This window comes from Alphaproteobacteria bacterium (genome assembly GCA_017308135.1).
GTDB lineage: Bacteria > Pseudomonadota > Alphaproteobacteria > CACIAM-22H2 > CACIAM-22H2 > Tagaea.
The window spans coordinates 257,247-278,766 of sequence record JAFKFM010000008.1 but is presented as its reverse complement, the minus strand read 5'-3'; the positions used below and the strand labels follow the sequence as shown (position 1 = coordinate 278,766).

General features: G+C 64.2%; 21 protein-coding genes and 1 tRNA gene. 9 read left to right on the top strand and 13 right to left on the bottom strand.

Translation table 11 applies throughout. The annotated features are described in order from the left end of the window. Nucleotides 1–218: 218 nt before the first annotated feature. The 3 genes from J0H39_09660 to J0H39_09650 all read right to left on the bottom strand — a co-directional run bounded on the left by J0H39_09660 (nt 219) and on the right by J0H39_09650 (nt 1,943). Nucleotides 219–974, bottom strand: a complete 756-nt coding sequence (locus J0H39_09660) for an FkbM family methyltransferase (protein MBN9497012.1) — start codon at nt 972–974, stop codon at nt 219–221. Between the two features lie 77 nt (nt 975–1,051). Next, nucleotides 1,052–1,127: transfer RNA gene (locus J0H39_09655), tRNA-Lys, on the bottom strand. 84 nt (nt 1,128–1,211) lie between these two features. Further along, complete coding sequence (locus tag J0H39_09650) at nt 1,212–1,943, bottom strand: FadR family transcriptional regulator (GenBank protein ID MBN9497011.1); 732 nt, start codon at nt 1,941–1,943, stop codon at nt 1,212–1,214. 209 nt (nt 1,944–2,152) lie between these two features. On the opposite strand from J0H39_09650, the gene J0H39_09645 reads away from it, so the two are divergent. The 3 genes from J0H39_09645 (at nt 2,153) to J0H39_09635 (ending at nt 5,053) form a co-directional block, all read left to right on the top strand. Then, nucleotides 2,153–3,142, top strand: coding sequence for a TRAP transporter substrate-binding protein (locus J0H39_09645; GenBank protein ID MBN9497010.1), 990 nt, complete (start codon nt 2,153–2,155; stop codon nt 3,140–3,142). Between the two features lie 84 nt (nt 3,143–3,226). Next, entirely contained in the window at nt 3,227–3,751 is a 525-nt protein-coding gene (locus tag J0H39_09640) for a TRAP transporter small permease (protein MBN9497009.1), read from the top strand. Nucleotides 3,752–3,769: 18 nt separating this feature from the next. Continuing rightward, nucleotides 3,770–5,053, top strand: coding sequence for a TRAP transporter large permease (locus J0H39_09635; protein MBN9497008.1), 1,284 nt, complete (start codon nt 3,770–3,772; stop codon nt 5,051–5,053). Between the two features lie 10 nt (nt 5,054–5,063). Here the strand turns inward: J0H39_09635 and coaD are convergent, their stop codons facing one another. From coaD to J0H39_09610, 5 genes are all read right to left on the bottom strand, one after another. Beyond that, complete coding sequence (gene coaD, locus J0H39_09630; GenBank protein MBN9497007.1) at nt 5,064–5,621, bottom strand: pantetheine-phosphate adenylyltransferase; 558 nt, start codon at nt 5,619–5,621, stop codon at nt 5,064–5,066. Next, complete coding sequence (gene gyrA, locus J0H39_09625) at nt 5,618–8,305, bottom strand: DNA gyrase subunit A (GenBank protein MBN9497006.1); 2,688 nt, start codon at nt 8,303–8,305, stop codon at nt 5,618–5,620. The genes coaD and gyrA overlap by 4 nt, the downstream gene beginning before the upstream one ends. Nucleotides 8,306–8,561: 256 nt before the next feature. Next, a complete protein-coding gene (locus tag J0H39_09620; GenBank protein ID MBN9497005.1) occupies nt 8,562–8,756 on the bottom strand; it encodes a 4-oxalocrotonate tautomerase family protein in 195 nt (64 codons plus the stop codon). Between the two features lie 9 nt (nt 8,757–8,765). Beyond that, nucleotides 8,766–9,272, bottom strand: a complete 507-nt coding sequence (gene ssb, locus J0H39_09615) for a single-stranded DNA-binding protein (protein ID MBN9497004.1) — start codon at nt 9,270–9,272, stop codon at nt 8,766–8,768. Nucleotides 9,273–9,317: 45 nt separating this feature from the next. Continuing rightward, on the bottom strand, nt 9,318–10,115 hold the full coding sequence (locus tag J0H39_09610) for a DNA/RNA non-specific endonuclease (GenBank protein MBN9497003.1): 798 nt from the start codon (nt 10,113–10,115) through the stop codon (nt 9,318–9,320). 95 nt (nt 10,116–10,210) lie between these two features. Between J0H39_09610 and uvrA the strand changes: the two genes are divergently transcribed. Next, entirely contained in the window at nt 10,211–13,108 is a 2,898-nt protein-coding gene (gene uvrA / locus J0H39_09605) for an excinuclease ABC subunit UvrA (protein ID MBN9497002.1), read from the top strand. On the opposite strand, the gene J0H39_09600 is transcribed toward uvrA, so the two are convergent. After that, on the bottom strand, nt 13,105–14,034 hold the full coding sequence (locus J0H39_09600; GenBank protein MBN9497001.1) for a sel1 repeat family protein: 930 nt from the start codon (nt 14,032–14,034) through the stop codon (nt 13,105–13,107). The genes uvrA and J0H39_09600 overlap by 4 nt on opposite strands. After that, complete coding sequence (locus J0H39_09595) at nt 14,031–14,423, bottom strand: RidA family protein (protein ID MBN9497000.1); 393 nt, start codon at nt 14,421–14,423, stop codon at nt 14,031–14,033. The genes J0H39_09600 and J0H39_09595 overlap by 4 nt, the downstream gene beginning before the upstream one ends. Before the next feature lie 40 nt (nt 14,424–14,463). Here J0H39_09595 and trmFO point away from each other — a divergent pair, with 40 nt between their 5' ends. Further along, nucleotides 14,464–15,813 carry a methylenetetrahydrofolate--tRNA-(uracil(54)-C(5))-methyltransferase (FADH(2)-oxidizing) TrmFO gene (gene trmFO / locus J0H39_09590; protein ID MBN9496999.1) on the top strand — a complete coding sequence of 450 codons (1,350 nt, stop codon included), beginning with the start codon at nt 14,464–14,466 and terminating at the stop codon, nt 15,811–15,813. Here the strand turns inward: trmFO and J0H39_09585 are convergent. Further along, a complete protein-coding gene (locus J0H39_09585) occupies nt 15,796–16,605 on the bottom strand; it encodes a squalene/phytoene synthase family protein (protein MBN9496998.1) in 810 nt (269 codons plus the stop codon). The two genes, trmFO and J0H39_09585, sit on opposite strands and share 18 nt — an antisense overlap. Between J0H39_09585 and hpnC the strand changes: the two genes are divergently transcribed. Genes hpnC through J0H39_09565 form a run of 4 tightly spaced genes read left to right on the top strand, consistent with a single transcriptional unit; the run spans nt 16,582 to nt 20,088 of the window. After that, nucleotides 16,582–17,451, top strand: a complete 870-nt coding sequence (hpnC, locus tag J0H39_09580) for a squalene synthase HpnC (protein MBN9496997.1) — start codon at nt 16,582–16,584, stop codon at nt 17,449–17,451. The genes J0H39_09585 and hpnC overlap by 24 nt on opposite strands. Next, on the top strand, nt 17,448–18,164 hold the full coding sequence (locus tag J0H39_09575) for a squalene/phytoene synthase family protein (protein ID MBN9496996.1): 717 nt from the start codon (nt 17,448–17,450) through the stop codon (nt 18,162–18,164). The genes hpnC and J0H39_09575 overlap by 4 nt, the downstream gene beginning before the upstream one ends. Continuing rightward, nucleotides 18,161–19,474: an FAD-dependent oxidoreductase gene (locus tag J0H39_09570; GenBank protein ID MBN9496995.1), complete on the top strand. Its 1,314-nt coding sequence runs from the start codon at nt 18,161–18,163 to the stop codon at nt 19,472–19,474. Before J0H39_09575 ends, J0H39_09570 begins: the two co-directional genes overlap by 4 nt. A 14-nt stretch (nt 19,475–19,488) precedes the next feature. Next, nucleotides 19,489–20,088 carry a urate hydroxylase PuuD gene (locus tag J0H39_09565; protein MBN9496994.1) on the top strand — a complete coding sequence of 200 codons (600 nt, stop codon included), beginning with the start codon at nt 19,489–19,491 and terminating at the stop codon, nt 20,086–20,088. A gap of 61 nt (nt 20,089–20,149) precedes the next feature. Here the strand turns inward: J0H39_09565 and J0H39_09560 are convergent, their stop codons facing one another. Next, a complete protein-coding gene (locus J0H39_09560) occupies nt 20,150–20,527 on the bottom strand; it encodes an Mth938-like domain-containing protein (protein MBN9496993.1) in 378 nt (125 codons plus the stop codon). Nucleotides 20,528–20,529: 2 nt separating this feature from the next. After that, the gene (gene secF / locus J0H39_09555) at nt 20,530–21,507 is read right to left on the bottom strand and encodes a protein translocase subunit SecF (GenBank protein MBN9496992.1); all 978 of its coding nucleotides are present in this window, start codon (nt 21,505–21,507) and stop codon (nt 20,530–20,532) included. Between the last annotated feature and the right edge of the window lie 13 nt (nt 21,508–21,520).

Below are 21,520 nucleotides of genomic sequence, written 5' to 3'. Positions count from 1 at the left end.
TAGATCCGTTGTTGTACACCAAAGATCATACGTTGCGGCATAAGTGGTTCGATCCTGGATTTCTCGTATTAACAAGTCGTAAAGAATCCTGCGCCTTTGCCGGTATGCAGAGCAATGGGCAAAACATCACCGCAAAGTATGCGGAATTACGACATTGGGTCGCTAAACGCCCAAACGGGGCCGTGCGACGTCCTATATTACCTACCGTTGATCGCCGATTAGGATTTCGGCTTGACGCCGGCTTGGACCAACATTTCGGCGAGGCGATAAACGGAAATCGCCTGATCGCGCGCCGCGCGATACAGCATCAAATCCTCGGGTTCGATCGTGTCGCCGCGCAGCGCGAACACGTCGGTTTCGTACCAGAACGTTTCGTATCCGCCGTGATGCAGCACATCGCGAATGACGACGCGCTCCGCCTCGGTGATGTGGATGACTTCGATTTCGACGAAAGACGGCCGCCAGCCGAGCGTCCACCACGCTTGGAACAGCGTGAAATCGTAACCTTCGGTGTCGGTCATCAACACATCGGGCGGCGTAAAATCCGGCTCGGCCGCGTATTCGGCGATCGGCAAACAATCGACCTCGACTTCGACCATTTCCTTTTCGACGTGCTGGAACTCCGGCATCAGCATATGGCGCTGGATGATCTCGGGCCGAAACGACGCCAGCACCGACGACGACGGCACATTATAGAATTTCCGCTTGCCGCCCGGCGCGTCGGCGACGATCGCGGCATTGCGCGGCACCGCCCCCGGTCGGTCCGCGTAATTGGCTTGCAACGCGGCGAACGGGACCGGCAGCGGCTCGAACAGCGTGCCGCGCCATTTGGGATGGCCCGTGTATTTGTAAAGCGGATCGCCCTTCGTGCCGTCGTTCGCGCCGATGACGAGGTAACGGATTTCCGGCCGCGTCTTGGTCAGCTTGACCAGATACCCGTCGCGCACCGCGTTGAACGCCTGATGATGATCCATCGAACGATGCTAAAGCCGCGCCCCGCGTCGCGGCAAGCGCACGGCCTATCTTTATCGATGATCGATGAGGAACGCCTTGGTGAGCGCGCCGGGACTCGAACCCGGAGCCCCAACATTAAAAGTGTCGTGCTCTACCGATTGAGCTACGCGCTCATACCAAGGCGGCGGGAAACTAGGGCTTCGAGGGCCCCGGGTCAACCTCGCCGTCGCGCTTATTTCCGAATATCGATCAAATGCTTATACGGCGGGCACGGCTTCCGAGGCCGCGACGAAATTCCGGTAGCGTTCGGCGGCGTTGGTCAGGTGCCGGCGCATCGCCCGTCGCGCCGAGTCGCCGTCGCGCGCCTGGATCGCTTCAGCGATGGCGCGATGCTCGTCGCGGATGCGTTTGAGATAGGCCGCCTGCCCCGCCGCCGTCATCCGCCAGACCTTCTCGTCGCGCCGGGGGATGACGAAACCGCCCATCATGCGCAGCAATTCGGGGAAATGCGGATTGCCGGTCGCGCGCGCGATTTCGGCATGAAAGGCGAAATCTTCGTCGGCCGCCGAACGGCCGGAATCGATCGCGCGCTCGAAAGCTTGATGCGCGGCCGCGATCGCTTCGAGGGCCGGCTGTGTCGCGCGCTGGCAGGCCAAGCCCGCGGCCTCCGTTTCCAGCGCCAAGCGCAGTTCGAGCGCGTTGATCGCGGAATCGAGCGAGCGCAGCAATTCGGGATCGAGACGAAATTCGTCGCGTGGCGCTTGCGACACGAAGGCGCCCGAGCCTTGGCGCGTGGTGACGAGGCCGCGCGCCTTCAGCGCCGCGACCGCCTCGCGCACCACGGTGCGGCTGACCTGCATGCCTTCGACCAATTCGCGCTCGGTCGGCAGACGCTGCCCCGCCGGCCAGCGCCCGCTGGCGATTTCGGCCATCAAACGGTCGACGACCTCTTTGGTCAGGCTGCGCCCGGGGCGCACGGGCGTCATCATGGCGGCGCTTTCTGTATTCGCCGCCACGCCGGCCGAAACGGTGCTGGACTTTTGTTGTCGGGTCATCGTACAAATTTTTAGCACGAAGTTCCGACCCGCCGCAAACGACGGGTCGCGACTCAAACAAGTACGACGTAACCAATACGCCAAACGTGCTCGATAACCGGCCGGCGGGATCCCCCGTCCGGTCACAGGGAGGAGATCCAAAGATGAAACGCCGCCAATTCATGACGGCCGCCGCCGCGTCGGCGATCGTCGCCACGACCGGTTCGGTCCGCGCGCAATCCAAGCTGGTGCTGAAGGCGACCGACGTCCACCCGCTCGGCTATCCGACGGTCGAAGCCGTCGTGCGCATGGGCAAGAAGCTCGAAGCCGCCACCAACGGCCGCATTTCGGTCGAGATGTATCCCTCGATGCAGCTCGGCGGCGAAAAAGAAATGATCGAGCAGGCCCAGGTCGGCGCCTTGCACATCGCGCGCATCTCGGTCGGCCCGATGGGCCCGCTGGTGCCCGAAATGAACGTCTTCAACCTGCCCTTCGTCTTCCGCGACGCCGCGCATATGGAGAAGGTGATCGACGGTCCGATCGGCTCCGAGATCATGCAGAAGCTGTCGGACCATCCGACGGCCAATCTGATCGGCCTATGCTGGATGAACGCGGGCACGCGTTCGGTCTACAATTCCAAGCGCCCGATCACGCAGGTTTCGGACCTCAAAGGCCTCAAGATTCGCATGATGGGCAACCCCCTGTTCGTCGATACGATGAACGCGCTGGGCGGCAACGGCGTGGCGATGGGCTTCGACCAGTTGATCAACGCCATGCAGACCGGCGTCGTCGACGGCGCCGAGAACAACGAACCCAGCTACGACAGCGGCCAGCACTACCGCTACGCCAAGTACTTCTCGAAGACCGAACATCTGATGATCCCGGAAATCCTGGTCTTCTCGAAGCGCCAGTGGAACGCGATGTCGGCCGACGATCGCGCGCTGGTCGCGCGTCTGTCGAAGGAGGCCCAACTCGAGCAGCGCGCGCTGTGGTACGAGGCCGAGAAGGAAGCGACCCGCAAGATGCTCGCCGCCGGCGTGGTGATGAATACCGTGCCGAACAAGAAGGAGTTCCAGGACGCGGTCAAACCGGTTTGGGACAAGTACGCGGGCCAGCACAAGGCGCTGATCGACCGCATCCAGGCGGTCAACTAAGTCCGTCCGCAAGGGCACGGTCCGGCGGCAACGCCGCCGGACCGATCCTTCCCCGCTCCATTTCCGTTACCGGCGGCCGAACGTATGCGTGAGACCTATTTCCGCGCGATGGACGCGCTACACAAAACGAGCGTGTTTCTCGCGGGCGTCGCCCTCGTCGTCATCACCCTGATCATCCCGTGGGGCGTGTTCACGCGCTACGTGCTCAACAGCGCGTCGTCGTGGCCCGAACCGTTGGCCATCCTGATGATGATCTGGCTGTCGTTCCTGTCGGCGCTGATCTGCTATCGCGAGCACCGGCATATCGGCGTCAACATCGTTCCCGATTTGCTGCGCGGGCGCGCCAAATACATGCTCGGTCTGGCCGTCGAGCTTTGCATGCTGACGACCGGGCTGTTCCTGCTCTGGTACGGCGTCAAGCTGGTGCAGACGACCTGGTATCAGAGCATCGCCGAATTCCCGATCATGTCGGTCGGCGTCTCCTATTTGCCCGTGCCGATCGCCGGCGCCGTCACGGCGCTGCTGGTGGTCGAGCGCGTGATGAAGGGCGATTTCTTCCCCGCGATCGAGGTCGACGACGACCCGCGCGAGACCGTTTCGACCGAATAACTCCGGGGACAGCACCACATGGACGCGCTCGTATTGCTCGGCGGCTTCGTCGTTTTCTGTCTGATGGGCGTGCCCGTCGCCTATGCGCTGGGCCTATCGGCCATCTGCGCCGCTTTATGGATGGATATTCCGCTCGAAGCGATCGCGCTGAAAACCTCCGACGGCATGGACGATTTCCCCCTGCTCGCCATTCCGTTCTTCATCCTGGCGGGCGCCATCATGGCCGAAGGCGGGATGGCGGCGCGCATCGTCAATCTCGCCAAGATATTCGTCGGCTTCATCCGCGGCGGCTTGGCGCTGGTGAACATCCTGGCGTCCACGATGTTCGGCTGCATTTCGGGCTCGTCCGTCGCCGACACCGCGTCGATCGGCTCGGTGATGATTCCGCAGATGGTCAAGCAGGGCTATCCGCGCTTGTTCGCGGTCAACGTGACGATTTCGGGCGCGTTGCAGCCGCTGCTGATTCCGCCTTCGCACAACATGGTGATCTATTCGCTGGCCGCCGGCGGATCGGTCTCGGTCGCGCATCTGTTCATGGCGGGTGTCATTCCGGGCCTGCTGCTCGGCCTGTCGCTGATGATCCTGTGCCTGATCATCGCCCATCGCGGCAACTACCCGAAGGGCGAGGTCATTTCGCTGCGCCAGGCGGGACGCATCGCCTACGAAGCCGTTTGGGGCCTCGTGACGATGATCATCATTCTGGGCGGCATCCTGTCGGGCATCTTCACGCCCACGGAATCGGCGGCCGTCGCGTGTATCTGGGCGTTCCTGGTCACCGTGTTCATCTATCGCGACTACAAGATCCGCGAATTGCCGCATCTGATCGGCCGCGTCGTGCGCACCGTCGGCATGGTCATGATCATGATCGGCTTCTCGGTCGCCTTCGCCTACATGATGACGCTGATGCGCATCCCCGCGAAGGCGACGGAATTCTTCGTCGCGATCTCGTCGGACAAATACACGTTCCTGTTCTACATGAACGTCCTGCTTCTGGCGCTGGGCACGTTCATGGATTTGGCGCCCATGCTGCTGATCTGCACGCCGATCTTCCTGCCGATCATCGCGAAATTCGGTATCGACCCCGTGCATTTCGGGATCATCATGATCTTCAATCTGGGCATCGGGCTGATCACGCCGCCGGTCGGGCCGACGCTCGCCGTGGGGTGCGCCATCGGCAAAGTATCGATGGAGCAAGTCTCCAAATCGATCATGGTCTTCTACATACCGATGCTGATCGTGCTCGGTCTGGTGACCTACATTCCCGCTTTGACGCTATGGCTGCCCAAGCTGCTGCTGGGCTGAGGCGCCCGATTTAGAGGGGTGCGCGCGGGGCGAGTGTGGGGATCGTCGGCGTTTCCGCGTCGATCGGCTGACCGGCGAGCTTCGCACGCACCGCCGCGACGGTTCTAGGCGAAACGAAATGCGAGATATCGCCGCCCAGGCGCGCCACTTCCTTGACGAAGCGCGAGGAGATGAATTGCTGGCTTTCCGAAGCCATCAAGAACACCGTCTCGACTTCCGGCCCCAGGCGCTTGTTCATACCCGCCATCTGGAACTCGTATTCGAAATCCGAGACGGCGCGTAACCCGCGCAGAATGATCTTGGCGCCGACCTTCTCGGCGAACTGCATCAGCAGGCTCTCGAACGGCACCACGTCGATGCGCGCGGCTTCCGAAAGCGGCAGCGCCGCGACCTCGCGCTTCACCAGCGCCACGCGCTCGTCCAGCGTGAACAGCGGGCCCTTGCCGGGATTGACCGCGACGCCGACGATCAAGCGATCGACCAGCGCCGTGCCGCGATGGATGATGTCGAGATGGCCGTTGGTCGCCGGATCGAACGTGCCGGGGTAAATGCCGATGCGCTTGCTCATTTGCCCCCGCTCCCCTCGGCGCCGTCGGCGATCTCGCCATTGGCTTCGTCGCCGCCCAGATCGCCCAGGCGCGCGACGGAAACCACGCGCTCGCCCTCGCCCACCCGGAACACCGTAACGCCCTGGGTCTGGCGGCGCGCGATGCGGATATCGTCGATCGGCGTGCGGATCAGCGTGCCGGCGTCGGATACGATCATCAGCTGATCGCCCTCGGCGACCGGGAAGGACGCGACGACGTCGCCGTTCTTCTCGGTCAGTTCGATATTGGCGATGCCCGAGCCGCCGCGCCCGGTCTGACGATATTCGTAGGACGAGCTGCGCTTGCCGAAGCCCTTGCTGGTGATCGCCAGCAGGAATTCCTCGGCCTCGGCGAGCTCGGCATAGCGTTCCTCGCTCAGCGTCACGGCCTGCGCGGCCGCCGCCTCGCCGTCGTCCGGCGCCGCCGTTTCGGCCGTATCGTCGGCCCCGCCCCGGCGCGCGCGGGCCATTTTGAGATACGCCTCGCGCTCGGCCGTATCGAGCTCGATATGACGCAGCATGGTCATCGAAATGATCTCGTCGCCCGCGGCCAGTTTCTGGCCGCGCACGCCGGTCGAATTGCGGCTGGCGAAGACGCGCACGTCGGTCACCGGGAAGCGGATGCACTTGCCTAAGCGCGTGGCCAGCACGACGTCCTGCCGCTCGGTGCAAGGCTGCACCGCGACCAGACGCTCGCCGTCTTCCTCCAGCTTCATGGCGATCTTGCCCTTCGCCATGATGTTCTCGAAATCCGATAGCGCGTTGCGCCGCACATTGCCCGCCGACGTGGCGAACATGATGTTGAGGCTGCTCCACAGCGTTTCGTCGCGCGGCAAGGGCAGCACGGTCGCGATCGTTTCGCCGTCGGCCAGCGGCAGAAGCTGGACCATCGGCTTGCCGCGCGCTTGCGGGTTGCCCAGCGGCAAGCGATGGCATTTCAGCCGGAAGACAAGCCCCTTATTCGTGAAGAACAGCACCGGGTCGTGCGTGTTCGCCACGAAGACCTGGCTCACGAAATCCTCCTCGCGCGTCGCCATGCCGGCGCGGCCCTTGCCGCCGCGCCGTTGCGCGCGATAGGCGGAAAGCGGCGTGCGCTTGATGTAGCCCGCATGGGTGACCGTCACGACCATGTCTTCGGGCGCGATCAGGTCTTCGATATCCTGATCGCCGTCGCCTTCTTCGAAGGTCGTGCGGCGCTTGTCGGCGAATTCCTCGCGGATCGCGATCAGCTCGGCCTTCAGGATCGAATAGAGACGTTCGCGCGAGGCGAGGATGTCGAGGAAATCGGCGATCTTGTCGACGATCTCCTTCAACTCGCCGAGGATCTTGTCGCGCTCCAACCCGGTCAGGCGTTGCAGGCGCAATTCCAGGATCGCGCGGGCTTGCTCTTCCGACAGCTTGTAGGTGCCGTCGATCACGCCCCGGCCCGGCTCGCCGACCAGTTCGATATAGGACGCGATATCGGCGACCGGCCAATCGCGTTCGAGCAGGCGTTCGCGCGCCACGACCGGATCGGGCGACTTACGGATGAGTTCGATCACCGGATCGAGATTGACGACCGCGACCGCGAGGCCGATCAAGATATGCGCGCGCTTGCGCGCTTCGCGCAATTCGAAGCGCGTGCGGCGCGTGATGACTTCTTCGCGGAACTCGACGAAGGCCTGGATCAATTCCTTTAGGCCCATCAGCTCCGGCTTGCCCCGGTTGAGGGCGAGCATGTTGAAGCTGAAGCTGGTCTGGAGGCCCGTGTATTTGTAGAGCTGATTGAGCACGATCTCCGCGTTCGCGTCGCGCTTCAGCTCGATCACCACGCGCACGCCGTCGCGGTCGGATTCGTCGCGCAGATCGGAAATGCCTTCGATGATCTTCTCGTTCACGCATTCGGCGATGCGCTCCAGCAGACGCGCCTTGTTCTGCTGGTAGGGAATCTCGGTGAAGACGATCGCCTCGCGATCCTTGCGGATTTCCTCCACATTCGCGCGGCCGCGCACGATGACCGAGCCGCGGCCGGTGCGATAGGCTTCGCGAATACCGCCGCGCCCCAGCACGATGCCGCCGGTCGGGAAATCGGGACCGGGAACGAGTTCGATCAGCTTGTCGAGCGAGATCGCCGGATCGGCGAGATAGGCGCAGCACGCGTCGATCACTTCGCCCAGATTATGCGGCGGGATGTTCGTCGCCATGCCGACGGCGATGCCCGAGCCGCCATTAACCAGCAAATTCGGAAACACCGCCGGGACGACCGTGGGCTCTTGCGAGCTGTCGTCGTAGTTGGGCTGGAAATCGACGGTGTCTTTTTCCAGGTCCGCCAGCATCAGCGATGCGACCTTGGTGAGGCGCGCTTCGGTGTAGCGCATCGCCGCCGCCGGATCGCCGTCCATCGAGCCGAAATTGCCCTGGCCGTCGATCAGCATCAGCCGCATCGAGAAATCCTGGGCCATGCGGACCATGGATTCGTAAATCGCGCTGTCGCCGTGCGGGTGATATTTACCCATCACGTCGCCGACGACGCGGGCCGATTTGCGATACGGGCGGTTCCAGTCGTAGCCCGCCTCCTGCATCGCGAACAGGATGCGCCGATGCACGGGCTTCAAACCGTCGCGCGCATCGGGCAAAGCGCGGCTCACGATCACGCTCATCGCGTAATCGAGATAGCTGCGCTTCATCTCGTCTTCGATGGAGACGGGCGAAATATCGGTGGGGCCGGGAACGTTGGGAGGCGCTGTTTCGGTCACGGGCCAGTCTACAAAACGAGGGCGAAAACGAAGCGGGAGTCTAGCAATCGCAACATGCGCTCACAACGCCGAAAACCGGCGCGCAACCCGCTGAAATCACGCGCGAATTTGGCCGCGGATTGGGGATAAAAACAAGGCCTCGATTGCGCTGCAATCGAGGCCCGTTTTCGATTCGGGAAAGCCGCACTCAGGCCTTGGGCCGGTCGCTCACCAGAATGCCCGCATGGCCCCAATTTTCGCGCGTCACTTCGTCGATCACGATATGCGTGTTCTGCGGGTTCTTGCCCAGCACGCGCACCAGCGTATCGGTGAATTCGCGCACGATCTGCGACTTCTGTTCCTTCGTCGCACCGGCGGTCATCTTGATATTGATGAAGGGCATCGAGACAGCTCAGAACGGAATATCGTCGTCGATCGGGCCGGAGGGCTTGCGCGAACCGCCGCCGCCGCCACCCGACGAACGGCCACCGCCGCCATTGCCGCCGCCCCCGCCGTAATCGTCGCCGTAATCGTCGCCGCCGCCGCCAGCACCACCCCCGCCGCCGCCCTTGCCGTCGAGCATCGTGAGCTCACCGCGGAAGCGCTGCAGGACGACTTCGGTCGAGTATTTCTCCGCACCCGACTGGTCGGTCCATTTGCGGGTCTGGAGGGCACCCTCGACATAAACCTTGGAGCCCTTCTTCAAGAAGCGTTCGGCGACTTCGCCCAGTTTCTCGTTGAAGATCACCACGCGGTGCCACTCGGTCTTTTCCTGGCGTTCGCCCGAATTCTTGTCGCGCCAGGTTTCGGACGTGGCGATCGACAGGTTCACGACCTTGCCGCCGTTGTTCATCGAGCGCACTTCGGGATCGCGCCCGAGATTGCCGATGAGAATGACTTTGTTGACGGATCCGGCCATGTGCGACTCCCAGCTAGAACGAAGCGGGAAATTGCACTCGCCGCCTTATCTACGCAAGGCCCAATAGTCCAAGTCGAGCGTCCCGCGGACGTTCGGCCGCCGCTCGGCCGGCAAAAGCTCGGAAATCCGGGCCTCCAGCGCGCGCAATCGGGGGGCGAGATCGTCCAGCGCCCGCCAATCCTCCGTCGCGTTCGGGCCGTTTTCGGCGATCAGCGTGGCGAGCTTGGCGTCGCCCGGCGCGTAAACGGTCAGGAAGAAATGACTCGGCACCGCCACGCCCGCCCCGATTGAGGTCGGGACAGCGTGCTCGTCGAAAACGGTCCCGACGATCACCCGAATTTCGCCGGTTTCCTTGGCCCGTTCGCGCACCCAGGCTTCGACCTGCGCCCACAGCCCGCGATTATGGTTGGGGTTCTGTGCGGCGACATTGCTGTACCAATAGCTCGCGATCTTGGCGCCGGGCGACAGCCGCCCCGCCACGGCCGAGGGCACGAGATGCCCGCGATCGAAGCCCGAGCGGCGGAAATCGGCGTCGCGCGCCTGCAAATCCTTCGGCAGATCGGGATCGGGCGAGAAATCCGCCAAGCGCCTCGGCGATCCTGTCAAAGCCTGGGCGCGGGTCAACGAATAGCCCGCCCAGGCGGGTGCGCGCCGTGCTGGCGCAAAAGCGACGGCGAAGGACGCCCCGTCGCGCCCGGGCCGGCAGGTTTCGATCGTATCGAGACGTTCGACCGGCGGCGTTTGGGCCGCAAAAACCTCGCGGCAGCCCGCGAAACGTGCCGGTTCCGCCGCAACGGGCGCGGCCAGAAAAATACTAAAAAGAGAGAAAATAAGTAAATGCATTCGCGTTAAATAACAGGTTTCGGGACGGAAGAAAACGATCCACAGCGCCGCTCGTGCCCGTCGAAAACAAGCGACCCCCGCCCTATATTCCGCCCATGTCCACGAAATCAGCATCGGGTACGGCGCTCGGCGCCCTGTTCGAAGGCCCGCGCATCGCCGTCCGGGGTGCGCGCGAGCACAATCTCAAAGGCGTCGACGTCGATCTGCCGCGCGACTCTTTGGTCGTCATCACCGGCTTGTCGGGCTCGGGCAAATCCTCGCTCGCCTTCGACACGATCTATGCCGAAGGCCAGCGCCGCTACGTCGAAAGCCTGTCGGCCTATGCGCGCCAGTTCCTGGAGCTGATGAGCAAGCCGGATGTGGATTCGATCGAGGGGCTTTCGCCCGCGATTTCGATCGAGCAGAAGACGACGAGCCGCAATCCGCGCTCGACCGTCGGCACGGTCACCGAGATTTACGACTATCTGCGCCTGCTCTTCGCGCGCGTCGGCGTGCCCTACTCGCCCGCGACCGGTCTGCCGATCGAAAGCCAGACCGTGACGCAGATGGTCGATCGCATCCTGGCGATGCCGGACGGCACGCGGCTTTATCTTCTGGCGCCCGTCGTGCGCGGCCGGAAGGGCGAGTACCGCAAGGAACTCGCCGAGTATCAGAAGAAGGGTTTCCAGCGCGCCAAGGTCGACGGCAAGCTCTACGAAATCGACGCGGTGCCAGCCCTCGACAAGAAGCGCAAACACGATATCGAAATCGTCGTCGATCGCCTGGTCGTGAAGCCCGATTTGGGCCCGCGTCTCGCGGACTCGATCGAAACCGCGCTGGGCCTCGCCGACGGTTTGCTCTTCGCCGAGAACGCCGACAATGGCGAGCGCACGGTGTTCAGCTCCAAATTCGCCTGCCCGGTCTCCGGCTTCACGATCTCGGAGATCGAGCCGCGCCTGTTCTCGTTCAACAACCCGTTCGGCGCGTGCCCGTCATGCGACGGTTTGGGCGAGAAACAGTATTTCGATCCCGAGCTGGTCGCGCCCAACGGTCTCCTGTCGCTCAACGGCGGCGCGATCGCGCCCTGGGCGTCGGACAGCAACAAGTACTACGCCCAGACGCTGGCGAGCCTCGCCAAGCATCTGAAGATCGACCTCGACACGCCGTGGGAGAAGCTGCCCGCCAAGGCGCGAAACGTCATTCTCCACGGCTCGGGCGACGAGCCGGTGACGATGGTCTATTCCGACGGTCTGCGCGACTACAAGACGACGAAGCCGTTCGAAGGTGTGGTCCCCAATCTCGAACGCCGTTATCGCGAGACCGACAGCGCTTGGACGAAGGAAGAGCTTTCGCGCTTCCAATCGGCGCGGCCTTGCGAGGCGTGCGGCGGCCATCGTTTGAAGCCCGAAGCCCTCGCCGTCAAAATCGGCGGCCTGCATATCAGCGAAGTCTGCCAATTCGCGATCGACGAGGCCGCGAATTGGTTCAAGAAGCTGACGCCGCAACTCACCAAGAAGCAGAACGAGATCGCCGTCCGCATCTTGAAGGAGATCAACGCGCGGCTCGGCTTCCTCGTGGATGTCGGCCTCGAATATCTCACCCTCGCCCGTGCGTCGGGCACGCTCTCGGGCGGCGAAAGCCAGCGCATCCGCTTGGCCTCGCAGATCGGCTCGGGCCTGACGGGCGTGTTGTACGTTCTGGACGAACCGTCGATCGGCCTGCACCAGCGGGACAACGATCGCCTGCTCGAAACCCTCAAGCGTCTGCGCGACCTCGGCAACACGGTGATCGTCGTCGAACACGACGAGGACGCGATCCGCGTCGCCGATTGGGTCGTCGATATGGGCCCGGGGGCCGGCGTTCACGGCGGCAAGATCATCGCGCAAGGCACGCCCGCCCAGATCATCGCCAATCCCAACAGCACCACGGGCCGCTATCTCGCCGGGTTCGACCAGATCGCAATCCCGAAACAACGCCGCGCGGGCCATAAGGGCCAGAAGCTGACGGTCAAGGGCGCCAAGGCGAACAACCTCAAAAACGTGTCGGTCGAATTGCCGCTCGGCACGTTCGTGTGCGTCACCGGCGTTTCGGGCGGCGGCAAATCGACGCTGGTGATCGAGACGCTCTACAAGGCGCTGGCGCGCCGCTTGATGGGGGCGCGCGAAATCGCGGGCGAGCACGACACGATCCTGGGCATCGATCATCTCGACAAGGTGATCGATATCGACCAGTCGCCGATCGGCCGTACGCCGCGTTCCAACCCCGCGACCTATACCGGCGCCTTCACGCCGATCCGCGACTGGTTCGCCGGCTTGCCGGAAGCCAAGGCGCGCGGCTACGGGCCGGGGCGTTTCTCGTTCAACGTCAAAGGCGGGCGCTGCGAAGCCTGCCAGGGCGACGGCGTCATCAAGATCGAGATGCACTTCCTGCCGGATGTGTACGTGACGTGCGACGCGTGCCACGGCAAGCGCTACAACCGCGAAACGCTGGAGATCAAGTATCGCGATAAGTCGATCGCCGACGTGCTGGAAATGACGGTCGAGGAAGGTGCATCGTTCTTCGCGGCGGTCCCGGCGATCCGCGAGAAGATGGATACGCTGGTCAAGGTCGGCCTTGGCTATATCCATGTCGGCCAGCAGGCGACGACGCTGTCGGGCGGCGAAGCGCAGCGCGTGAAACTCGCCAAGGAACTCTCGCGCCGCTCGACCGGCAAGACGCTCTATATCCTCGACGAGCCGACGACGGGTTTGCACTTCGAAGACGTGCGCAAGCTCCTCGAAGTGCTCCACGCCCTCGTCGACCAGGGCAATACGATCGTTGTCATCGAACATAATCTGGAGGTCGTGAAGACCGCCGATTGGGTGATCGATCTGGGCCCCGAGGGGGGCGGCAAAGGCGGGCGCATCGTCGCATCGGGCACGCCGGAAGAAGTCGCCAAGACGAAGGAATCCTTCACCGGCAAATACCTCGCGCCGTATCTCACGCGCGGCGGTATGGCGAAGAAACGCGCTTAGCGCGTGACCGGCGGGCCTTCGGGCCGGTTATAGGGATCTTCGGGGTCGATCGGCTCGCCGGGCAGCGGCGGCGACGGTTTCCAATTGCGCACGCGCAGCATCGCCGCCTGGATATCGACGTCGATCATGTTGCGGTTCAACTGATCGCGCAGCGCTTGGGCTTCCGTGCGGATCGCCGGGCCGCCGCGCTGGATCGCCATGGTCAGCTGGAAATAGGCGTTGATGCGGTAGTCGACCCCTTGGTCGCGGCCGAAGCCGATCTGCGCCAAGCGGAACATCGCGCCCGGATGGCCGCGCGCGGCGGCGAGCCCGTACCATTCCTTGGCAAGGTCGCGATCCTCGGGTGTGCCGTCGCCGCGATAGGTGCGTTCACCGACGAGGAACCGCGCCTCGGTATTGCCGAGATCGGCGGCGCGCTTGTACCAAGCGAACGCTTTCTCGCGATCGGCGACAACGCCGCGCCCGTCGTCGAGCAAACCGGCGAGATCCAGGATCGCGGGCGTGAAGTTGAGTTCGGCCGCGCGCTGCAGATGATCGAGCGCGCGATCGGCCGACAATTCCACGCCGCGCCCGGCGGCGTAGGATTTGGCGAGACGATAATGCGCCGGCGCCCAATCGCGTTGGGCGGCCATGCGATACCAGCGGGCGGCTTCGTGCGGGTCCAGATCGATGCCCCCGCCCCCGGTATCCGAAATGCTGCCGATGATGAATTGCGCTTCCGGATTGCCGCGCTGCGCGAAAGGCAGCAGCAGCAAATAAGCGGGGCCGAGATTGTTCTTCGCGAACTCCGCCTTGCCTTGCAGGAAATCCTCGGCGATGCGCGGCGGCGGGGCCGGCGGCGGCAAACGCTCGGGCACAGGGCCCGGCGTTTGCGCCAAAACCGGCCCGGCCAGCAAGCCAAGGCAGAATGCGAGGATGCGGATCATTCTTCCTTGGCCGCGATCGCTTCGATCTCGATCATGAAATCGGGGCTGGCGAGCGCCGAGACGATCATCAGCGTCGACGCGGGTGGTCGGATATCGCCCAAAGCTTTGTCGCGCGCCGCACGGCTCGGCAGGATATAGGCCTTATCGGTCAGCAGGATCGTGATCTTGATGAGGTCCGCGAACCCCATGCCCGCATCGGCCAGAATGGCGCCGATATTCGCCCACACGGCCGCGGCCTGCGCTTCGATCGTCTTGGGCACCGACCCGTCGGGCAAATTCCCGACCTGGCCCGACAGATAAAGCGTGCGGGCCCCTTGTTTCACCTCGATGGCGTGTTGATAGCGGCCCGTGGGCTTGGCGATGGTCGCGGGATTGTAGGTTTTCGGCATGCGTTGAACCTGACTCCGTCTGGGGCTATGAGAATAGCAGATGACGCAAAAACCCGTACATGTGGTGGGCGGCGGCTTGGCCGGGTCCGAAGCCGCCTGGGCGCTGGCCAAGGCCGGCGTACCCGTAATTCTGCACGAAATGCGGCCCGTTCGCGGTACCGAGGCGCATCAGACGCCGAAATTCGCCGAGCTGGTTTGCTCCAATTCCTTCCGCTCGGACGAGTGGGAAGCCAATGCCGTCGGCCTTCTGCACCGCGAATTGCGGCTTGCGGGCTCGCTGGTGCTGAAGGCGGCCGACGCGCATCGCGTGCCCGCCGGGGCGGCTTTGGCCGTCGACCGCGAGGGCTTCTCGCAAGCCGTGACCGATGCGATCGAGGCCGAGCCCTTGATCGAAATAAGGCGCGAGGAAGTCGCCGGCCTGCCGCCCGAGGATTGGGGCAGCACCATCGTCGCGACCGGGCCGCTGACCTCGCCCGCCTTGGCGCAAGCGATCCGCGAGGCGACGGGCGAAGACTCCCTTGCCTTTTTCGACGCGATTGCACCCATCGTCCATCGGGACAGCATCGACTTTTCCAAAGCGTGGTTCCAATCGCGCTGGGACAAGGGCGACGGCAAGGACTACGTCAATTGCGCGATGGACAAGGAACAATACGAGGCGTTCATCGCCGCCTTGCTCGCGGGCGAAAAGACCGAGTTCAAGGAGTGGGAGAAAGACACGCCCTATTTCGAGGGCTGCTTGCCCATCGAGGTGATGGCGGAACGCGGGATCGAAACACTGCGCTTCGGGCCGATGAAGCCCGTCGGCTTGCGCGATCCGGCGACCGAGCGGCGCCCCTATGCCGTCGTACAGCTGCGCCAAGACAACGCGCTGGGCACGTTGTTCAACATGGTCGGCTTCCAAACGAAGCTCAAATACGGCGAGCAAAGCCGCGTCTTCCGGATGATCCCCGCGCTCGAAAACGCCGAGTTCGCGCGGCTCGGCGGCATCCATCGCAACACCTTCATCAATTCGCCGCGTTTGCTCGATCCTAGCTTGCGCCTGAAAGCCCGGCCGAATTTGCGTTTCGCGGGCCAAGTCACCGGCGTGGAAGGCTATGTCGAGAGTGCGGCGATCGGTCTGCTCGCGGGACGATTCGCGGCCGCCGAAGCCTTGGGCCAGCCCTTTGTTCCGCCGCCGCCCGTCACGGCCTTCGGCGCGCTGCTCGCGCATATCACCGGCGGGGGCGACGCCAAGACCTTCCAGCCGATGAATTGCAATTTCGGCCTGTTCCCGCCGCTGGAGAACGTGCCGACCAAGGGCAAGAAGCATTTCGACCGCAAAAAGGCGCATGCCCATCGCGCGGCCGAAGCGCTCGATACGTGGCTGGGGCGGTCAGAAGCGGCGCAATGAATGCGCCAGCCACAGCCGCCAAATATCGGCGGGTGCGGGTTGGCGTAAAACCGGCGCGAACGGATCGTAATTCGCTTTTTCGAGGCGCTTGAGCGCCAGGGCCGCGACCTTGCCCGGCAAGGCGGCGGCGAAGATATCGCGCGGCGGCTTGTTCGCGCGGGCTTCGTCCAACAATTCCCGCGCGCGCAAGGCGATGGGCTCGATCACTTGGCGCAAGGCGGCGCCTGCCTTGTTCTCGTGCAGCGTATCGGTCGTGATCTTCGCGGCGTCGAGCAAATCGGCGGGCAACGGCGTGCGGCGCTGGCGCGCGAAGAACGGCAACGCACGCAGGATACCGGCGAGCGAATAAGCCGTCCCGATCAGCTCGGCCGAAGCGTGATCCAGCCCATAGGCGGCGCGCGCGATCGAACCGCCGACGCCGCGCGCATAGTCGATCATCTCCGCCAGCGTCGCGTAAGGTTGATCGTCGAGATCGCGTTCGCGCGCGTCGATGGCGGCGCGCAACGGCGCGAATTCCGGCCGGGCGGCGGCCAAAGCCAGAACCACGGGATGTTTGCGCAGTTTCGCCCCCGTCTCGATCTCGTCCAGCGCCTCGCGCCACCATTGCAGCCGGATCTGGCCCAACATGGCTTCCGACACGGTCTCGCGCACCCGGGCGATTTCGGCGTTGAAGGCGTAAACCGCGATCAGCCGGGCGCGCAGTTCCCCGCGCGCGAACAGGGTCGTGCGCCAGCGATCGGGGTCGGAACCGCGAAGTTCGCGGTCCGCATGGGCAAGGGTATCGTCCGACATGGGGTGCTATATAGACGGTGTATCGGCCGGAATCGACCTGTGACAAGAACCCGCCAAACCGAGAATTTCCCCGTCGGCTCCTGGCTGATCGCCCCCGCCCATCGCGCGGCGGTGCACGCGTTCTATGCCTTCGCCCGGGCGGCCGATGATATCGCCGACGATCCAAACCGCGAAAACGCCGACAAGCTGGTGCTGCTGGAAGCATTCGACGCGGCGCTGCTGGGCGGCGACGGGCCGGCCGAAGCGGTTGCTTTGCGCGAAATCCTCGACGCGCGCGGTCTGACGATCGACCACGCCCGCCATTTGCTGCAAGCCTTCAAGGCCGACGCGTCGGGCCGCAATTGCCGGACATGGTCCGACCTCCTCGCCTATTGCCGTTACTCGGCCGCACCGGTCGGGCGTTTCTTGCTCGATCTGCATGGCGAGAACCGCGAGACATGGCTCGCCTCCGACGCGCTGTGCGCCGCGTTGCAGATCGAAAACCATCTTCAGGATGCCGCCGAGGATTGGTTCAATCTGCGCCGGCTTTACGTGCCGGGCGATATGCTGGCACGTGCCGATCTCACCGAACGCGATCTGCTGGCCGCGCAAATCTCGCCCGCCTTGCGCGACGTTTACGACAAGCTGCTCGATCGCGTGGACGGGCTGAACGCCCAAGCCGCCGCCCTGCCCGGCGCGATCAAGGACCGGCGCATGCGGATGGAAGCGGCGGCGATCGTCGCGATTTCGCATAAGCTCGCCGCCCGTTTGCGCCGCCAGGACCCGCTCGCCAAGCGCGTCGCGTTGTCGAAACTCGACAAGATCGGCGCAGGCTTGTCCGGGCTGTGGGCCGGCATCGCGCGATGAGCGCAAAGATCAAGTCGGGGGCCAAAGGCTCGAGCTTCTATTGGGGCATGCGCTTGCTGCCCGAGCCCCAGCGTGGGGCCATGTTCGCGCTCTACGATCTCGCCCGCGCGATCGACGACGCGGCCGATAACGATGCGCCGCTCGCGACGAAGCGCCAAGCGGTCGCCGGGTGGCGTGACGAGATCGACGCCCTTTATCGCGGTCAACCGACGCGCGCCGAAACGATCGCGATCCTGCCTTATGTGAAGCGCTTCGAATTGCCGCGCGCCGAGTTCGACGCGTTGATCGACGGCCAAGAGATGGATCTTGACGGCGGCGCCTATGACGAGGCGCGGCTGGTGCTGTATTGCCGGCGCGTCGCAGGCACAATCGGCATGCTGACTCTCGCCATCTTGGGCGTGCGCGCCGATGATTACGCGACGACGCTCGGCGAAACGTTCCAGCGCATCAATATCCTGCGCGACATCGACGAAGATCGCGCGCGCGGGCGCGATTACGTGCCGCCGGGCACCGATCTCGCCGCCACGGCGCAAGCGAAACTGGCCGAAGCGGAGCGACTGCGCAAAGGCCTCGACACGCGCGCCTTGCGCCCCGCTTTGGTGATGACCGAACTATATCGCGCATTGCTGGCGGCGATCTTGCGCGGCGAACGGCGCTTGAGCCGCTTTGCCAAATTGCGCGCCGTCGCGATCGGCTTGTGGAAAAGCCGATGATCGGCGTCGATGTTCATGTGATCGGCGCGGGGCTTGCGGGATTGTCGGCCGCTCTGGATTTGGCCGATGCGGGTGCGCGCGTCGCGCTGCACGAAGCCGCCCCGCAAGCCGGCGGGCGCTGCCGGTCCTTCGCCGATCAAGTGTTGGAGCGCGAGATCGACAATGGCGGCCATGTGCTGCTCGGCGGCAATAAGGCCGTGTTCGATTATCTCGACCGCATCGGTTCGCGCGCGGAGATGGAGGCGATCGCCCCCGCCGCCTTCCCGTTCATGGATCTGGCGACGGGCGAAACCTGGTCGATCCGCCCCAACGCGGGGCCGATCCCGTGGTGGATCATGGCGCCGTCGCGCCGCGTGCCTGGAACGCGGCCCGCCGATTACGCCGAAGCGCTCAATCTCTATTTCGCGTCCGAGACCGATACGGTCGCGCGGCGTCTCGATCCCGACGGCCCGCTGTTCCAGGCGTTGTGGGAACCGCTTTGCGTCGCGGCGCTGAACACGAACCCGCGCGAAGCGGCGGCCAAGCCCCTCGCCCGCGTGCTGGCGGAAAGCTTCGGTAAGGGCGAAGTCGCGTGCCGCCCCTATTTGCCGCGCAACGGCTTGACGCCCGCTTTGATCGACCCCGCCGTTTTGGCGCTGGCGCGGATGGGCGTGACGCGCCGCTTCGGCGTGCCGCTGGAGGCGCTGTCGGTCCAGGGCGGCCGGGTCACCGGTTTGCGCTTCGCCGATGGCGACGTTTCGGTCGGCGATGCCTGCGTCGTGCTGGCACTACCCCCGTATGCTATCGCGCGCTTGCTGCCGGATTTGAAGCTGCCGCAAGAAATGTCGCCGATCGTCAACGTCCATTTCCGCTTGGACGAAGCCGTCGCCTTGCCCGGCGGGGCCCGCTTGCTGGGCCTCGTCGGCGGCACGGCGCAATGGCTGATCGCGCGCGGCGACGTGGTGTCGGTGACGGTCAGTGCGGCCGACGACCTCGTCGAACGGCCCAACGACGCGGTCGCGGCGCTGATTTGGCGCGAAATCGCCAAGGCGTTGGGAAAGCCGCCTTTTCCCGTGCCGCCATACCGCACGGTCAAGGAACGGCGCGCCACGTTACGCCTGACGCCGCGCGCCGAGGCGTTGCGGCCCGGCCCGCTGACCGCGACCCAGAATCTGTTTTTGGCGGGGGACTGGACCCAAACCGATCTGCCCCCGACAATGGAGTCCGCGATTCGGTCGGGCCGAGCCGTTTCGCGCGCCATCCTGCAAGGACACGCTCGGCCCGCGACAATCCCCCGCGAGGCGCCGCATGACGGTGCCCGCCCAACGTGACGGAGTCTTGAAAAATGGTCGATTTATTGGCGAAGCTCGGGCTCGACAAGCTCGAACGAGCCGTCATCTACGGTGTCGGCATCGCGGTGGTGCTGGCGCTGTTGACCGGTTCTGTCTACTTCCAACATCAATGGTTCGCGTTCTTCATGCGCTGGCTGCACGTGCTGTGCGGCGTGATGTGGATCGGCCTGCTCTGGTACTTCAACTTCGTCCAGATCCCGTCGATGCCGAAGATCCCCGACGATCAGAAGCCGGCCGTCTCCAAGGTCATCGCGCCGACGGCGTTGTTCTGGTTCCGCTGGGCCGCGTTGGCCACGGTCGTCACCGGCCTGCTGCTCGCGTCGATGAACATGTACATCGTCCAGGCTTTGACGCTGCAGGCGGGCCCGTCGCGCCTGATCGGCATCGGCATGTGGCTGGGTCTGCTGATGGCCTATAACGTGTGGATGATCATTTGGCCGAACCAGAAGATCGCGCTGGGCATGGTCGAAGCCGACGCCGACACGAAGAAGAAGGCGGCGCGCACGGCGATGATCACCTCGCGCGTCAACACGATGCTGTCGATCCCCATGCTCTATTTCATGGTGGCCGCGCAGAACGTCTCGACGAACTGAACCTTACATTCGGTTCGAAACGGAACGGGGCCCTTCGGGGCCCCGTTTTTTTGCGCGGAATTCAGACCGGGACGAGACAGGCGGCGACGCGCCGTTCCTCGGCCAGCAGCAGATTGTAGGTGCGGCACGCCGCACCGGTATCCATCAAATCGGCGACGATCCCGGCGTCGCGCAACCCTTGGCGCACATCCGGCCGCACGAACAACCCGCGCTTGCCCATACCGAGCAGCAGGATGTTCGGCTTGTCGTCGAGATCGAGCAGCGCTTTGAAATCCGCGAGAGTCAGTGCCGCGATATCCGCGAAGTGCCAATCGAGCACGCGGTCGCCCAGCACGACGATCGGCCGGCGATAGACGGTCCCGCGAATGGAAATCCCGCCGCCGCCATAGCCATCGACGAGCTTACGCTCCGCGCCCGGTTCGGGAAGCGGGGCCGCCATCGTTACGGCGTGGCGGGGGAAGCGGTCTTGTCGCCCTCGGTCGTCTTTCCAGGGGGCGGGCCGCGGCGCAGCTTGTCCTCGCCCAGGAACAGCAGGATGGGCGCGGCGATGAAGATCGACGAGGACGTCGCGAGGAAAATGCCGAACACCATCGCCCAGGCGAATTCCTCCAGCGCTTCGCCGCCGAACAAGGCGAGCGGCAGCGTGGCGAGCAGCGAGGCGACCGAGGTGCCGATCGTGCGCGATAGCGTCTCGTTGATCGACAGGTCGATCAGATCGCGCAGCGACATGGATTTGTATTTGCGCAGGTTTTCGCGCACGCGGTCGTAGACGACGACCTTGTCGTTGATCGAATAGCCCATCACGGTCAGCATCGCGGCGATCGCCACCAGATTGAACTGGAAGTCGGTGATCACGTAAAAGCCGATCATCTTCGTCGTGTCGAGCAGCAGCGTGACGACCGCGCCGATGCCGAACTGCCATTCGAAACGGAACCAGATATAGATCAGCATCGCGACGAAGCTGAGCCCCATCGCGGTCATCCCGTTGACGAACAATTCGCGCGAGACGGAAGCGCCCACGGCCTCGACACGGCGCACCTGAAGCCCGGGGAAGGCTTCGGTCAACGCGCCGCGCACGCGCTCGACCGCGCGTTGCTGGGCGGCTTCGTCGCCCGGCTGGCGTTCCAGGCGGATCAGCACGTCGTTATTACCGCCGAATTGCTGCAAGCCGGCCTGGCCCACGTTCTGCTGCGACAGCACGGCGCGGATCCGCGTGAAATCGGCGTCCTGCGGCGTGCGCACTTCCATGACGATGCCGCCCTTGAAGTCGATGCCGTAATTCATGCCGGGATAGAAATAGAGCCCGACCGACAGGATCGACAGCACCGCCGACACGATAAGGCCCAGAAAGCGGCCCTTCATGAATTTGATGTCGGTCTTCTCCGGCACCAGGCGCAGCATGGGGAAGAGCTTGATCATGATGTTCCCTCGC